At 65.4% G+C, this 14,480-nt stretch carries 11 protein-coding genes and 1 pseudogene; 7 read left to right on the top strand and 5 right to left on the bottom strand.

The window, feature by feature from the left end:
* The first annotated feature begins 149 nt into the window (after positions 1–149).
* Positions 150–1,034, top strand: coding sequence for an oxaloacetate decarboxylase (locus VMJ11_RS04430; RefSeq protein ID WP_325617286.1), 885 nt, complete (start codon positions 150–152; stop codon positions 1,032–1,034).
* A gap of 42 nt (positions 1,035–1,076) precedes the next feature.
* Here the strand turns inward: VMJ11_RS04430 and VMJ11_RS04425 are convergent, their stop codons facing one another.
* The gene (locus tag VMJ11_RS04425) at positions 1,077–2,063 is read right to left on the bottom strand and encodes a bifunctional helix-turn-helix transcriptional regulator/GNAT family N-acetyltransferase (protein WP_325617284.1); all 987 of its coding nucleotides are present in this window, start codon (positions 2,061–2,063) and stop codon (positions 1,077–1,079) included.
* A gap of 117 nt (positions 2,064–2,180) precedes the next feature.
* On the opposite strand from VMJ11_RS04425, the pseudogene VMJ11_RS04420 reads away from it, so the two are divergent.
* Both VMJ11_RS04420 and VMJ11_RS04415 read left to right on the top strand, forming a co-directional pair.
* A pseudogene (locus VMJ11_RS04420) lies at positions 2,181–2,933 on the top strand (KUP/HAK/KT family potassium transporter); the annotation flags it as partial.
* A gap of 160 nt (positions 2,934–3,093) precedes the next feature.
* Positions 3,094–3,516 (top strand): KUP/HAK/KT family potassium transporter, encoded by a 423-nt coding sequence (locus VMJ11_RS04415; protein WP_414694296.1) that lies wholly within the window; start codon positions 3,094–3,096, stop codon positions 3,514–3,516.
* 36 nt (positions 3,517–3,552) lie between these two features.
* Here the strand turns inward: VMJ11_RS04415 and VMJ11_RS04410 are convergent, their stop codons facing one another.
* Positions 3,553–4,107 carry a type 1 glutamine amidotransferase domain-containing protein gene (locus tag VMJ11_RS04410; protein WP_325617279.1) on the bottom strand — a complete coding sequence of 185 codons (555 nt, stop codon included), beginning with the start codon at positions 4,105–4,107 and terminating at the stop codon, positions 3,553–3,555.
* Between the two features lie 219 nt (positions 4,108–4,326).
* Here VMJ11_RS04410 and VMJ11_RS04405 point away from each other — a divergent pair, with 219 nt between their 5' ends.
* Positions 4,327–4,680: a hypothetical protein gene (locus VMJ11_RS04405; RefSeq protein WP_325617277.1), complete on the top strand. Its 354-nt coding sequence runs from the start codon at positions 4,327–4,329 to the stop codon at positions 4,678–4,680.
* Between the two features lie 214 nt (positions 4,681–4,894).
* On the opposite strand, the gene VMJ11_RS04400 is transcribed toward VMJ11_RS04405, so the two are convergent.
* From VMJ11_RS04400 to VMJ11_RS04390, 3 genes are all read right to left on the bottom strand, one after another.
* Positions 4,895–6,109: a mechanosensitive ion channel family protein gene (locus VMJ11_RS04400; protein WP_325617275.1), complete on the bottom strand. Its 1,215-nt coding sequence runs from the start codon at positions 6,107–6,109 to the stop codon at positions 4,895–4,897.
* Between the two features lie 448 nt (positions 6,110–6,557).
* A complete protein-coding gene (locus tag VMJ11_RS04395; RefSeq protein ID WP_414694295.1) occupies positions 6,558–7,751 on the bottom strand; it encodes a M20 aminoacylase family protein in 1,194 nt (397 codons plus the stop codon).
* Positions 7,752–7,890: 139 nt separating this feature from the next.
* Positions 7,891–8,610 carry a GntR family transcriptional regulator gene (locus tag VMJ11_RS04390; protein ID WP_325617271.1) on the bottom strand — a complete coding sequence of 240 codons (720 nt, stop codon included), beginning with the start codon at positions 8,608–8,610 and terminating at the stop codon, positions 7,891–7,893.
* Between the two features lie 160 nt (positions 8,611–8,770).
* On the opposite strand from VMJ11_RS04390, the gene VMJ11_RS04385 reads away from it, so the two are divergent.
* The 3 genes from VMJ11_RS04385 to VMJ11_RS04375 all read left to right on the top strand — a co-directional run bounded on the left by VMJ11_RS04385 (position 8,771) and on the right by VMJ11_RS04375 (position 14,452).
* Positions 8,771–9,988 (top strand): pyridoxal-phosphate-dependent aminotransferase family protein, encoded by a 1,218-nt coding sequence (locus tag VMJ11_RS04385; RefSeq protein WP_325617269.1) that lies wholly within the window; start codon positions 8,771–8,773, stop codon positions 9,986–9,988.
* Positions 9,989–10,120: 132 nt separating this feature from the next.
* Entirely contained in the window at positions 10,121–11,407 is a 1,287-nt protein-coding gene (locus tag VMJ11_RS04380; RefSeq protein ID WP_325617267.1) for an MFS transporter, read from the top strand.
* A gap of 6 nt (positions 11,408–11,413) precedes the next feature.
* Positions 11,414–14,452 (top strand): FAD-binding and (Fe-S)-binding domain-containing protein, encoded by a 3,039-nt coding sequence (locus tag VMJ11_RS04375; protein ID WP_325617265.1) that lies wholly within the window; start codon positions 11,414–11,416, stop codon positions 14,450–14,452.
* The last annotated feature ends 28 nt before the right edge of the window (positions 14,453–14,480 follow it).

Here is a 14,480-nt window from a genome sequence, read left to right as displayed (position 1 = left end):
CAGCGATTGTGGCATGAAACGCCAGATGCGAGGGAAAACGCCTAACCCATTGTTTTATATGGATCAGGCAATGCTCCTGTCGATTGGCATGCTTCGTGCAAAAATCTGATCCATCGCAAACCCAAACCCAACATGACGGAGCCATTGCAATGACGACTTCCACTGCCGAACGCCGCGCCGCTTTTCGCGCGAAGGTCAACGAACGCCGCGGCCTGCTCGTGCCTGGCGCCTTCAACGCCATGAGCGCGCGCGTTATCGAGGACGCCGGCTTCGAAGCCCTCTACCTCACGGGCGCGGGCGTGACCAACATGTCGTTCGGGCTGCCCGACCTCGGTTTCATCGGCCTTTCCGACATTGCCGAGCACACGGCGCGCGTGCGCGATGCGGTCAATCTGCCGCTCATCGTCGACGCCGACACGGGCTTCGGCAACGCCCTGAACGTGCGCCATACCGTGCGCACACTGGAGCGCAGCGGCGCGGACGCGATCCAGTTCGAAGATCAGGTGATGCCGAAGAAGTGCGGTCACTTCGCCAACAAGGAAGTGATCGGCGCGAGCGAGATGGTGGGCAAGATCCGCGCGGCCGTGGATGCGCGCGAGGACGGCAACCTGCTCATCATGGCCCGCACCGACGCGGCAGCGGTACACGGCATCGAAGATGCCATCGCGCGCGGTCACGCGTTCATCGAAGCAGGCGCGGACATCCTGTTCATCGAAGCGACCGAGAAGCTCGAAGACATCGAACGCCTGCCGAAGCTCATCGACGCCCCGCAACTCATCAACATCGTGATTGGCGGCAAGACGCCGGTGCAGTCGCGCGAAGCGCTGGCCGGCCTCGGCTACGCGCTGGTGCTGTACGCGAACGCGGCGCTGCAAGGCGCGGTGGTCGGCATGCAGCGCGCGCTTGGCGCACTGAGCGCGAACGGCCGTCTGGATGAGGACGCGACTATCGTCGCGCCGTTCGCCGAACGCCAGCGCCTCGTGAACAAGCCGTTCTACGACCAGCTCGATCGCGAATACGCTTCGAAGGACTGAACGCGGGCTGTCGCGCGGCCGCTCGACAGGTTCCGCAGGAACTCAGGCCGCGCCGCCCGCGCGCCGCACGAAGCGCTGTTCGGTGACTTTCGTGCCCCACTGATTTCCTTCGGACTCCTCCGCAAGCCGGAAGCCGAACGATTCGTACAGATGGCGCGCGGCGTCGAGGCCCTTGAAGGTCCACAGGTAAGTCTCGGCGTAGTGCGCATCCACGAACTGCATGGCGTGCGCCATCAACTGCCTGCCGATGCCGGTGCCGCGCAACGAGTCGTCCACGATGAACCAGCGCAGGTGCGCCGTGCCCGATGCCCCGCTGCCATGGCCGTCGATGGCAAGCGAAGCCAGGATGCGCTCGCGCTCCACGGCGAGCCACAACGCCTTGCCCTCGGCGGGCAACGTACTGGCAAACTCGGCCAGCTCCGTCGCCACCTTCTTCTCGAAGTAAGCGCCGAAACCCCAGTTCGCGGCGTAGAAGCGCGCGTGCAGGGCGGCGATGTCGCCGATGCAGCCGGGCCGATAACCTTCGACGAGCGTGACGCCCGCCGTTTGCGCGGCGCCGCTTGCCTCGTTGGGATTGTCGTGCGCGAGCGCGTCGGCGTAGAGCGCGAGCGCGCGCACGAGGGCCTGCTGATCGGCCGGCACGAGGCGCCGCAGTGCATTGGACACCTGGTCGGTCGCGAAGCGGTCGATCTTCGCGCGCAGCTTCTGGCCGGCCGCTGTGAGGTGCAGTTCGGACGAGCGCGCGTCCTCGGCGGCGGTTTTGCGTCTGACGAAACCGGCTGCCTCGAGCCGCGCGACCTGGCGGCTCGTGTTCGACTTGTCGAGCCGCAGGATGTCGCCGAGCGCCCTCGCATTGATGCCCGGCTTCGCGCCGATCTCGATGATGGCGTGCACGGCGGAAGGTGCGAGATCGCTGTCCGCGAGCGTCGTGCGCATGAAGCCCAGCTCACGCACGAGCCGCCGCGAGAATTCGCGCAGTTCCAGAATCGTCGTTTCGCGCGGTTGCGCAGGCATGTCGACAAAATCCATGACGGTCTCCATCCGGTCATCCGGTCGCGCGGGTAGGTGGCGTCGGCAAATGGTTGCGTATCGCAACGAATATAGGCGCCGCCACCGGATTGCGCAAGTCCGCAGCGAGACCTCGGCGTGGTGGGCGTCTATCACGTCGTGCGCTATCCGGCGATTCTTGCCGCGCTGTCGCCGCTCTGGGCGGTGCGGCTCGCCTTCGCACATCCGGCGCTCGCGTTCGGCGTGCTCGCCGCCGTGATCCTCGCGTTGACGGGCGCCGAGGCGCTTTACGCCGATATCGGCCATTTCGGCACGCGGGCCATTCGCATGGCTTTCTTCTGCGTCGTGCTGCCTTCGATCGTCGTTGGCTATTTCGGCCACGCCGCGACCATTCTGTTCGAGCCGAAGGGCGCGGACCAGCCGTTCTTTCGCTCGGTGCCGCACTGGGCCCTGATTCCAGCAGTGGGCATTGCCATGCTCGCCACCATCGTCGCTGCGCAGGCCGTAATTTCCGGCGCGTTTTCGATGACGAGCCAGGCCATCGAGCTGGGCTTCCTGCCGCGCATGCGCACGATCGAAACCTCGCGCACGCGGCGCGGCCAGGTCTATGTTCCGGCGGTCAACGCGGGGTTGCTCGCGGCGGTCGTGTTTCTCGTGCTGTTCTTCCGCGGCTCGGAGCGGCTCACGTCGGCCTACGGCCTCGCGGTCGGGCTCACGATGCTGACCACGTCGTTGCAGATGCTGGCCGTATGCCGTGAAGTATGGGGCTGGTCGCGGCTCGCAACGGCGCTCGCGTGCGTGCCGCTCCTGCTCGCGGACGGCATGCTGTTCGCAGCGAATCTGCCCAAGATTCCCACCGGCGGCTGGTTTCCGGTCTCTGTCGGTGCGCTACTGTTCATCACGATGAGCACGTGGAAGCGCGGCAGGGAACTGGAAGTGCGCCACGCCGGGCGCGGCGAATCCCTCGAAGCCTTCGTGCGCGGCGTATGCGCGGACAGCGCAGCGCTCTCGCGTGCCGGGCACGGCCGTTTATCCAGGCAGTGCGCCCGGCATGACACCGGCCGCGCTTGCGAGCGAACTGCGTCACAACCACGTTCTGCACTCGACTGTGATCGTGTTCGCCAATCTCTCGGAGTCCGCGCCACGGGCCGACGAGGAAACGCGCACCGAGGCGCGCGACCTCGGCAACGGTTGCTGGGAGATCGTCGCGCATCACGGCTTTGTCGAGCGGCGCAATCTGCCGCGCCTGCTGGCCTCGCTGGAAGGCCGGCTCGGCCCATGGCGCTTCGACCCCGCGCAGACGACCTTCTATCTGCCGCGCGACGAAGTGCTGCGCAGCCACGCGGAACGCGACGTGAGCCGCTGGCGCACGCGGCTCTTCGCGTTCATGTCGTTTCACTCGGCTTCGAGCGCCGAGTATTACGGCCTCGCGCCCGAGCATATGGTCGAGCTGGGCGTGCAGGTGGCGCTTTGATCGATGCTCCGATCGATATTTACCGTACCGGGCGGGCTACGCCGTAGCCGCCGTAGCCGAAAGCGTGGAGATCAGCTCCGCGTTGAAGGCGGGCAGGTCGTCGGGCTTGCGGCTCGTGATGAAGTTGCCGTCGTGAACCATGGTCTCGTCCACCCACTTGCCGCCCGCGTTACGGATGTCGTCCTGCAGCGACGGCCAGCTCGTCAGCGTGTGCCCCTTGACGATGCCCGCCGACACCGGCAGCCATGCGCCGTGGCATATCACGGCTATCGGCTTGTGCGCGTCGTTGGCCGCACGCACGAAGGCCTGCGCTTGCGGGATCACGCGGATCGCGTCGCTGTTGACCACGCCGCCCGGTAGCACCACGGCGTCGTAGTCGTCGGCGTTCGCCTTGCTGAAGGTGCAGTCGACCTTGACCTTGCTGCCCTTGTCGACGTGCCGGAAGCCCTGGATCTCGCCGCTCTTCTGCGAGATCACGTCGACACGCGCACCCGCTTCTTTCAGCGCGCGCAGCGGCTCGGTAAGTTCGACTTCCTCGAAGCCGTCCATGGCAAGGATTGCGACCTTGCAGTTGTCGAGCATGTTGGCCATTGCAGATTCCTCCTCGGTTGAAACCTCGAAATGCCGGTGGTCGATCCACCGGCGCGCATGCATTGGCAAAACAGCAAGCGGGATGCCGCGCCGTGCGGCCCCATGCCCAATTCGGAATTCGGAGGAGCGGTATGGCGCTTGCGCTAGAAACGATGTGGTGTGGCGTGCTGTGAAGACGTCACGCGGCAGTTTCATCCACTAAACCTCAAGGAGAGCGAAATGAATGGTTCGATCAAGCGATTGTTGGCGGGGGTCGTACTCGCAACCTGTTCCGCGGCGGCGCTGGCGCAGGGCGCGGGTGGTGGGGCAGGCGTGGGCGCGGGCGGCGGCACGGCGGGAGGCGCGGCGGGCATCAACACGGCGCGGCCGCCGGGCAACACCACGGGCAGCGGCTATTCGGATAGCGGCTATGGAGCGCCGGGCACGACAGCTACCGGTGGTGGCATGGGCACGGGTACCGGGGCTGCGCCCGCGCCAGCGCCTCGTCAATCCATGCCGTCGTATAACAATGACAACGGCGGCATGAACAATCAGCCGATGGCGCCGAATGGCGGAATGAACGGGAGTAAGTAGCCGCTGGGCGTTCCGGCCTGAAGGGCCTGAAAGAAGCCGGGCGGAGGACGAAACATGCGTTCGGCCGCACGAAACGTTTGCGCTCTGCGCGTTTCCTGGTCGCGCCTTGTTGTCCGTCTCTTCGAACATCGGGGCGGTGACGAGTGAAATCAGCACGCGGCCGATCGTGGACCATGCAGGCGCTATCTTGTTGCCTGTCGCGTGGGCTGGCAGATTACACCTGTCGCGACGACGCGCGTGGCTCCTGCCAGCAGCGCAAGCCGAACTGCGGCACGAGCCCGTAGGCATGATCGAGCATGTCCGACTGCAGGCTTTCGTACGGCTCCCAGCGCGTTTCGTCGACGTAGAGAAAGATCTCGAGTGCGATGACGGGCTGGCTCGACTGCACCTGCCGGATGACGATCGGCATGTCCTTGCGGACCGCCGGATGATCGCGAAAATACGCGTTCAGATAGAGCCGGTACAGGCCGAGGTTCGTGCGGCGCTGGGTGTCCCCGGGTGAAGCTCGCACAAGGGGCCCTTCAAGATCGTTGCCCAGCTGGACGAGCAGTGCCTCGTCTGGAAAGCGGACGGTGTCGGCATCGAAATGTATCGCATGCCTGACGCGCCGGCCGCCCGACTCGGTCATCCCACGCCAGTTCTTCACGCTGTTCGTAAGCAGAACGTAGCTTGGCAGCATGACGATCGAATTGTCGAAGTTCTGGACTTTGATCGTGTTTAGTGCAATGTCGATCACGGTGCCGTCGGCGACGAAGCCGGGCACTTCAATCCAGTCTCCCACGCGAACCATGTCGTAGACGGTGAGCTGGATGCTGGCCACGAAGCCGAGCAGCGAATCGCGGAAAATGATGATCAGAAGCGCCGTCATTGCGCTCAGGCCGGTGAGGAAGTAGGCCGGCGAGCGTTCCAGCAAAACCGAGATCCCCGCGATCAGCGCAATCACGTAGAGCGCGATGGTTGCGGTCTGCAGAAAGCTCTTGATCGGGCGCTCGCTTGCGGACGGGAAGTGACTGTAGCGCTCACCCACGCTGTCGAGGAGCGCGAGCGCGGCGCGCAGGAGCGTGTACACCATGTAGCATGCCGCGAGCACCGCCAGTGGATGTCCGAGCGCCGCAACCGGCGCGAACGTGATGCCCGAGAGCAGGGGGGCGGACGCATAGAGGATCAAGGCGGGCACGAGCGGCGCGAGCCGATGGAATACCTTGTGGGACTCGGCTGCGCGCAGCCATTTGCGCTGCGGCTGGCGCGCAAGGCGGCCAACGATCATCAGCATGATCGAGCGCGTGACGTAATAGCAGATCGCGCTCGCCAGCAGGATCGCGAGCAGCAAGCCTGCGATGAGCAGCATCGCTACAGGCGTGCTGTCGGTATAAACATGGAAGTGATGCCAGTCCGCTCCACCCTCGAAACGTAGCGCCTTGTCGAACATGGATTCCTCCATTGCCGGTAACCCGTTTCGGCGGACAAGCCCCGTTCAAACCCGTAGTGCAGGACGACGCAGCGGCTCAAGCGCGGCGCCTGTCAGCGGGGGCTCGGTGCGCACGAGGACTGGCTCGGCTAGCGTCTTGTCCGCACGCTAATGTCGCCACGTCGCCTTGACGCGATAAGCGGCATCATACATTTCGTGGTTTGTACGATCCACCGGCATGGCCCGGGTCCTCTTCGCACACCGTTGCCATCACATGTGCTACGTCGGCCGGCGAGGGGGGGGGCGGCTCTCGTTCCGCCGTGCAACTAACTGTCTTTAGCGCGGGTATCCATGACCGCCGCGCGCAACATGCATCATTGCTCCAGGGGACCTTCGACTTCGCAGTGGCAGGCCGGGTGCGCCAGGCGCGGCTTCGTCGCTGCTTTCAGGAGCGACGAAGCCGCAGTGGTCATGCGCGGTCCTTGCTGAGAAAGCGCTCGACCAGACGTGTCCAGAACGCCGCGCCGATCGTCAGGTTCTCGTCGTTGAAATCGTAGCGCGCGTTGTGCAGCATCGGCAGGCCCTCGCCATTGCCAAGGCGTACGAAGCAACCGGGGCGCTGCTGCAGGTAGTACGCGAAGTCCTCGCTGCCGGCAATGGGCGGGAACGGCGAGATGACGTGTTCCGGCCCGACCAGTTCCTCGGCGACCTGGCGCGCGAATTCGGTTTCAGCCTCGCTGTTGATGAGCACCGGATAGCCGCGGATATAGTCGATCTCCACCGTCGCGCCATAGCTTTGCGCCTGCGACTCGGCGAGTGCGCGGATGCGCGCTTCTAGCGTCGCGCGCACCGTGGGCGAGAACGAGCGCACGCTCAATTCCAGTACGGCGTCTTCGGGGATCACGTTCGGCGCGTGGCCCGAGCGGAACGAGCCCACCGTCACGACCGCGGCTTCGTTGGGATCGACGTTGCGCGACACCACCGATTGCAGCGCCATCACGATGCTGCTGCCCACGAGCACCGGGTCGACCGCCAGATGCGGACGCGCCGCATGGCCGCCCCGGCCGTGGATGCGCAGCTTGACGGTATCGCACGCTGCCATCAGCGGCCCGGCGCGGAAGCCGAACGCGCCGACGGGCACACCCGGGTGGTTGTGCAGCCCGAAGATGGCCTCGCACGGAAAGCGTTCGAACAGGCCGTCGGCGATCATGCGCTCGGCGCCGCTGTCCGATCCGGCTTCCTCGGCGGGCTGGAAAATGAGGTGCACGGTGCCGTCGAAGTTGCGCGTCTTCGCGAGCTGACGCGCCGCGCCGAGCAGCACCGTGGTGTGGCCGTCGTGGCCGCACGCGTGCATCTTGCCGTCGTGAACGCTCGCATAGTCGAGGCCGGTCAGCTCCTGGATCGGCAACGCATCCATGTCGGCGCGCACGCCCACCGTACGCGCGCTCGTGCCCGCCTTCAGCGAAGCCACGACGCCGTGTCCGCCAACGTTGCGCGTGACCTCGTAGCCCCAGGCCACGAGCTTTTCCGCGACGAAGCGCGAGGTGTTGGCCTCCTCGTAGGACAGCTCGGGGTGCTTGTGGAGGTGATGACGGATCTCGTCGAGTTCCGATCGGGATTCGGCCAGGTCGGTGACTTCGCAATAGGAGGCGTGCTCACTCACGGGGGATTCCTTTTTGTTTGGACGAGGTGTCAATGAAAGATATAGGGATGCCATGCGCAAGCCGCTCGCGCGGAGTTTCCTCGAATCCGCAACGCACTAGCGCGGCATTACCCGCGCAGCGAATCAGGCGAGCCACCGATCAGTTGCCGGGTTCCTCTTGCGCGTGCGGAACTTCCCCAATCCTCAGCACGGCATCGCGTTTATCGAGCAGGTGCTGGCGCAGGATTGCGGCGAGCCGCTTGCCGTCGCGCGCGTCGAGCGCTTCGAGCATTTCCGCGTGGTCGTGGACCGCGCGGTCCCACTTCGCGGTCTCGAAGTTCGAGCGAAAGCGCAGGGCCTGCAAGCGCCGGTTCACGGCGATATAGGTTTGCCGCAGCGCCGAATTGCGCGCCGCCTCGTTGATCTTGTCGTGAATGGCCTGGTTGCGGCTGTAGTAGCCGGCCAGATCGTTCTGCGCGCGGCAGGCGAGCATCGCATAGTGCAATGCCTTGATCTCGGCGATCTCGGCGGGGGTGATCCTCTCGCAGGCAAGCTCGCCCGAAAACGCTTCGAGCCCGCTCATGAACTCGAAGGTCTCGCGCAGCTCCGCCTCCGACATCTTCGATACCGAAGCGCCGCGGTTCGGCGAAATCTCGATCAGTCCTTCGGCCGCGAGCACTTTCAGCGCCTCGCGCAGCGGCGTGCGCGAGATGCCCAGGGTTTCGCACAGCTCGCGCTCGTTGAGCTTGCGGCCCGGCTCCAGCACGCCTTCCACGATGAACCGGCGCAGATGGTCGACGACGGTGTCGTGCAGTTGCTGGCGAGGAACGGGCGGCAGCTCCGGGCTGATGGCGGCGGGGTTCAGGTTCGGATTTTGCATGCAAAAGGCATTTCGAAGACTTCAGCGCATTCTAACCCAAGGACTGGAACCCGAATATTCGGGCGGATATCGGGTAAACCACGTCGAAATTTGAGATTGAGCGCCGAGGCCGACTGGATTATAGTTTTTTGCATGCAAAATTCAAAACAGGAGCGATTGCATGCTGAAGCTCGATTTCCATCCCGCCGGGCGCCACTTCCTGCAGATTCCGGGGCCGAGCCCGGTGCCGGATCGGATCCTGCACGCCATGAGCTATCCCACCATCGACCACCGCGGGCCTGAGTTCGGCGCGCTCGGGCTCAAGGTGCTGGAGGGCATCAAGAAGATCTTCAAGACGCAGCAGCCGGTCGTGATCTACCCGGCGTCGGGCACTGGCGCATGGGAAGCCGCGCTCACGAACACGCTGAGCCCCGGCGACACGGTACTGATGTACGAAACCGGCCATTTCGCGACGCTTTGGAAGCAGATGGCCGAGCGCCTCGGCCTGAAGCCGGAGTTCCTTGGCCTGCCCGGCGCGGAGGGCTGGCGGCGTGGCGTGCAGGCCGACATGATCGAACTGCGCCTGCGCGAAGACACGCAGCACGCGATCAAGGCGGTCTGCGTCGTCCATAACGAGACCTCGACCGGCGTGACTTCGGACATCGCCGCGGTGCGCCGCGCGATCGATGCCGCGGGCCACCCGGCGCTCCTGCTGGTGGACACGATCTCGGGTCTCGCGAGCGCGGACTACCGGCATGACGAGTGGGGCGTGGACGTGACCGTGTCCGGTTCGCAAAAGGGCCTCATGCTGCCGCCGGGCATCAGCTTCAATGCGGTTTCGGCAAAGGCGCTCGCGGCCAGCGAACGTGCGTTGCTGCCGCGCAGCTTCTGGGGCTGGGCCGAGATCATCGAGATGAACAAGAGCGGCTACTGGCCGTACACGCCGAACACGAACCTGCTGTACGGCCTTTCCGAAGCGCTCGACATGCTGCTCGAGGAAGGTCTCGACAACGTGTTCGCGCGGCATCAACGGCTGGCCGAGGCATGCCGGCTCGCGGTGCGCGCGTGGGGGCTCGAGATCCAGTGCGCCGACCGCGCCGTCTATAGCCCCGTGCTCACGGGCGTGATGATGCCCGCGGGCTTCGATGCGGACGCGGTGCGCAAGATCATCTACGAGCGTTTCGACCTCTCGCTCGGCACGGGCCTCGGCAAAGTGAAGGGCCGCATGTTCCGCATCGGTCATCTTGGCGACTGCAACGACCTCACGTTGCTGGCGGCGCTGGCCGGCTGCGAGATGGGCCTGCGCATTGCGGGCGTGCCGCTTGCTGAGAGCGGCCTGCCAGCCGCGATGACGTACCTCGCCGCGCAGCCGAAGGCGGTGTCGCTCAAGGCCGCCTGACATCGGGCCGATAAGGCGGGGGCGCATGCCGCGCGCGGTGTGCGGCATGCGAGCCAGTTCCTGTGCAGCGCCCATGCCGGACGTCCCTGCGAGAGCGATGCGGCCAATAGAACAAAGCAACGGAGACAGACGATGAGACGTTATCGATTGACGAGCGCGAGCAGCATCGTGCTGATCATGCTCTGCATCATGTACTTCATCACCTACCTCGATCGTGTGAACGTGAGCACGGCTGCGGCGGGCTTTGGCAAGGAGTTCCAGCTGTCGCATACGGAGGTGGGGCTGGTGTTTTCGGCGTTTGCGTATCCGTATCTGCTGTTCCAGGTTATCGGCGGCTGGGTCAGCGACCGCTTCGGCGCGCGCCGCACGCTGATCTTTTGCGGTGCGCTGTGGGGCGTCGCGACGATACTCACGGGCATGGCGGGCGGGCTCGCCGCGCTGCTCGCCGCGCGCCTTCTGCTCGGCTTCGGCGAAGGCGCGACGTTTCCCGCGTCGACCTCGGCCATGTCGCGCTGGGTCGCGAAAGACCAGCGCGGTTTCGCGCAGGGCATCACGCACTCCGCGTCGCGCATCGGCAATGCGGTGGCGCCAGCTCTCGTGGTGCTGGTGATGGCGCGCTACGGCTGGCGCGAGTCGTTCTACGTGTGCGGGGTGCTCAGCCTGCTGTGGGTCGTGGTCTGGGCGTTCACGTTCACCGAGCATCCGAAGGATCACCCGCGCATCACCGAAGCCGAGCTTGCCATCCTGCCGGTGCCGGCCCCGCGCGTGACGGGCCTGCCGTGGATGGCGCTCTTCAGGCGCATGCTGCCGGTCACGATCGTCTACTTCTGCTACGGCTGGACGCTGTGGCTCTTCCTCAGCTGGATTCCCCAATACTTCCTGCACAACTATCACCTGAATCTGCAGAAGTCGGCGATCTTCGCCTCGGTGGTGTTCCTCGCGGGCGTGGTGGGCGACACGCTCGGCGGCCTCGTCACCGACTCGCTCTACAGGCGCACCGGCAACCTCAAGCGCGCGCGCAGCTGGATGGTTTCCGTGTGCATGCTGATCACGCTCATCGTGCTCGTGCCGCTCATGTTCGTGCACAACCCTGTCATTTCGATGGCGTGCCTCGCGGCAGGCTTCTTCTTCGCCGAAATGACGATCGGCCCGATGTGGGCGATTCCGATGGATATCGCACCCGAGTTCTCGGGCACGGCGAGCGGCATGATGAACACGGGGTCGGCGCTGGCGGCGATCATCTCGCCCGTGGTGGGCGGCTTTCTGATCGACCGTTTCGGCAACTGGGATCTGCCCTTTGTCGGCAGCATGGTGCTGATGGGGTGCGGCGTGGTGCTCGCGTTCCGCATGCAGCCCGAGAGCCGCTTCGCCTTGGGCGCGAAGCCCAGCGACACCGCGATCTCACATCAGGGAGCGTGAACGGCAATGGACGGTACGCGCACGTCGGGCATGCTGGTCAAGCCGGTTCATCTGGTTCCCTCGGCTTCGGGCCAGGGGTCGGCGCTCGCGCGGCGCCTGCGCAACGCGCTGCGCGGCGACGTGTATTTCGACGCCGCCAGCCGCGGCCGTTACTCGACCGACGCGTCGATCTACCAGATCGTGCCGATCGGCGTGGTGGTGCCGCGCGATCAGGACGACCTGCGCGCGGCGCTGGAGGTCGCGCGCGTGGAGCACGCGCCGGTGCTGGCGCGCGGTGCGGGAACGAGCCAGTGCGGCCAGACGGTCGGCGAAGCGCTCGTGATCGACACGTCGAAGTGGCTGAACAACATCGTCGATTTCGATGCCGGTGCGCGCACCGTCACCGTCGAGCCCGGCGTCGTGCTCGATCATCTGAACGCCTGGCTCAAGCCGCATGGGCTGTGGTTCCCGGTCGACGTTTCGACCGCGGCGCAATGCACGATTGGCGGCATGGCGGGCAACAATTCGTGCGGCTCGCGCTCGATCGAGTACGGCAACATGGTGCACAACGTGCTCGGCATCGACGCGATTCTTGCGGACGGCAGCGAGGCGCGCTTTCATTCGCTGAAGCTGCCGCACGAAGGCGCGCGGCTCGCGGCGCTCGTTGAAGGCGTGAAGCGGATCGCCACGCGCGAGCGCGCCGAGATTGCGGAGCGCATGCCTAAGGTGTTGCGCCGCGTGGCCGGCTACAACATCGACCTGTTCGACTGCCAGAACCCGCTTGCCTATACCGACGACGGCACGGCGAATCTCGCCCATCTGCTGGTGGGCTCCGAAGGCACGCTTGCGTTCAGCCGGCAAATCACGCTGAAGCTTGCGCCGCTGCCCGCGCACAAGACGCTGGGCGTGGTGAGCTTCCCGACTTTCCGGCAGGCCATGGATTCGGCGCAGCACATCGTCAAGCTGAAGCCGACGGCGGTCGAACTCGTCGATCGCACCATGATCGAACTCGCGCTCGGCAACCCAGGCTTCAAGCCGGTCATCGAAAAGGCGCTGGTCGGCAGGCCCGATGCGATCCTGCTGGTCGAATTCGCGGGCGACGAGCGCGACACGCAGGTGCGCCGCCTCGAAGCGTTGGTGGAGCTGATGGGCGACCTCGGCTTGCCGGACTCGGTCGTGAAGATGGTCGACGCGAACGAGCAGAAAGCGCTTTGGGAGGTGCGCAAGGCAGGTCTGAACATCATGATGAGCATGAAGGGCGACGGCAAGCCCGTGTCGTTCATCGAAGACTGCGCCGTGCCGCTCGAGCATCTCGCCGAGTATACGAGCCGGTTGACCGATATCTTTCACGAGCACGGCACCGAGGGCACGTGGTACGCGCACGCGAGCGTCGGCACGCTGCACGTGCGGCCGATACTCGACATGCGGCGCGACGGCGCGGCGAAGATGCGCGCGATAGCGGAGCAGGCCGCGCAACTCGTGCGCGAGTACAAGGGCGCCTATTCGGGCGAGCACGGCGACGGCCTGTGCCGCGGCGAATGGATTGCCTGGCAGTACGGACCGAAGCTCAATGAAGCGTTCGCGCAGATCAAGCAACTGTTCGATCCCGAGAACCGCTTCAATCCCGACAAGATCGTGCGGCCGCCGAAGATGGACGACGCGAAGCTGTTCCGCTTCGCGCCCGGCTACCGCGAGCGCCCCTTGCGGCCGATGCTCGACTGGTCGGCGTGGGACGTGCTGCGCGATCCGCTGACGGGCGCCGAAACATCGCCCGGCACCGGAGACGACTGGACGGGCGGCCTCGCGAAAGCCGTGGAGATGTGCAACAACAACGGCCACTGCCGCAAGTTCGACGCGGGCACGATGTGCCCGAGCTACCGCGTGACGAAGGACGAGCAGCATGTGACGCGCGGGCGTGCGAATACCTTGCGCCTCGCGATGTCCGGGCAGCTCGGCGACGAAGGCCTCGCGAGCGAGGCGGTGAAGGAAACGCTCGACCTGTGCGTGTCCTGCAAGGGTTGCAAGCGCGACTGCCCGACCGGCGTCGATATGGCGAAGCTGAAGATCGAGGCTCGCGCGGCATGGAGCGCGACGCACGGCGTGGGGCTGCGCGAGAAGATGATTGCGTTCCTGCCACGCTATGCGCGGGGCGCCGCGAAGGCTGGCGGTCTCGCGGCTGCCACTGTGCGCATTCCTTTCGTATCGGCGTGGGCGAAGCGTGTTATCGGCTTCGCGCCGCAGCGCACGCTACCGGTTTTTCGGCGCTCGTTCCTTTCGGAAGTTGCCGCAAGCACCGTAGTGGGCGCGAAGCATGACACAGCGGTGGCGCAGAAAGAAGTGGTGCTGTTCGTCGATACCTTCAACGATAACTTCGAACCGGAGAACGCCTACGCGGCGAAGCGGGTGCTCGAAGCCGCTGGGTATTTCGTGCATTACAACGTGCGTGGCGATGAGCGCCCGCTATGTTGCGGCCGCACGTTCCTCGCAGCTGGGCTCGTCGACGAAGCGAAGCGCGAGGCGCGGCGGCTTCTCGATACGCTGATGCCGTTCGTGGAGCGCGGCGTTTCGATCGTCGGACTCGAGCCCTCGTGCCTGCTCTCGATGCGCGACGAGTTCCTGCAATATGGTTACGGCGAAGAGGCGCGCCAGCTTTCGGCCGCGGCGTTCCTGTTCGAAGAGTTCCTCGTGCGCGAGAAGAGCGAAGGACGGCTCGATCTGCGTCTGCACAAGCTCGCCGCGCCGCGCGCGTGGGTGCACGGTCACTGCCACCAGAAAGCGTTCGATGCGTTCCGGCCAGTGCTCACGGTGCTCGGCTGGATTCCGGGCCTCGAAGTGAAGCCGATCGAATCGTCGTGCTGTGGCATGGCAGGCAGCTTCGGCTACGAAGCAGAGCACTACGAAGCATCGCAGGCGATGGCCGAACTGTCGCTGTTGCCCGCCGTGCGCCAGGCGGATCGCGCGGATCTCGTCGTGGCGGATGGCACGAGCTGCCGCCACCAGATTCACGATGGCGCGAATGCCACGGCGCTGCATGTCGCGCGCGTGCTGGAAATGGCGTTGGCTTGAGGCGGGAGGGACGTCGCCGCATGCCGGA

Origin of the sequence: Paraburkholderia sp. (assembly GCF_035501035.1) — a bacterium.
Taxonomy (GTDB): Bacteria; Pseudomonadota; Gammaproteobacteria; order Burkholderiales; family Burkholderiaceae; genus Paraburkholderia.
This window is presented reverse-complemented; position numbering and strand designations above follow the sequence as displayed.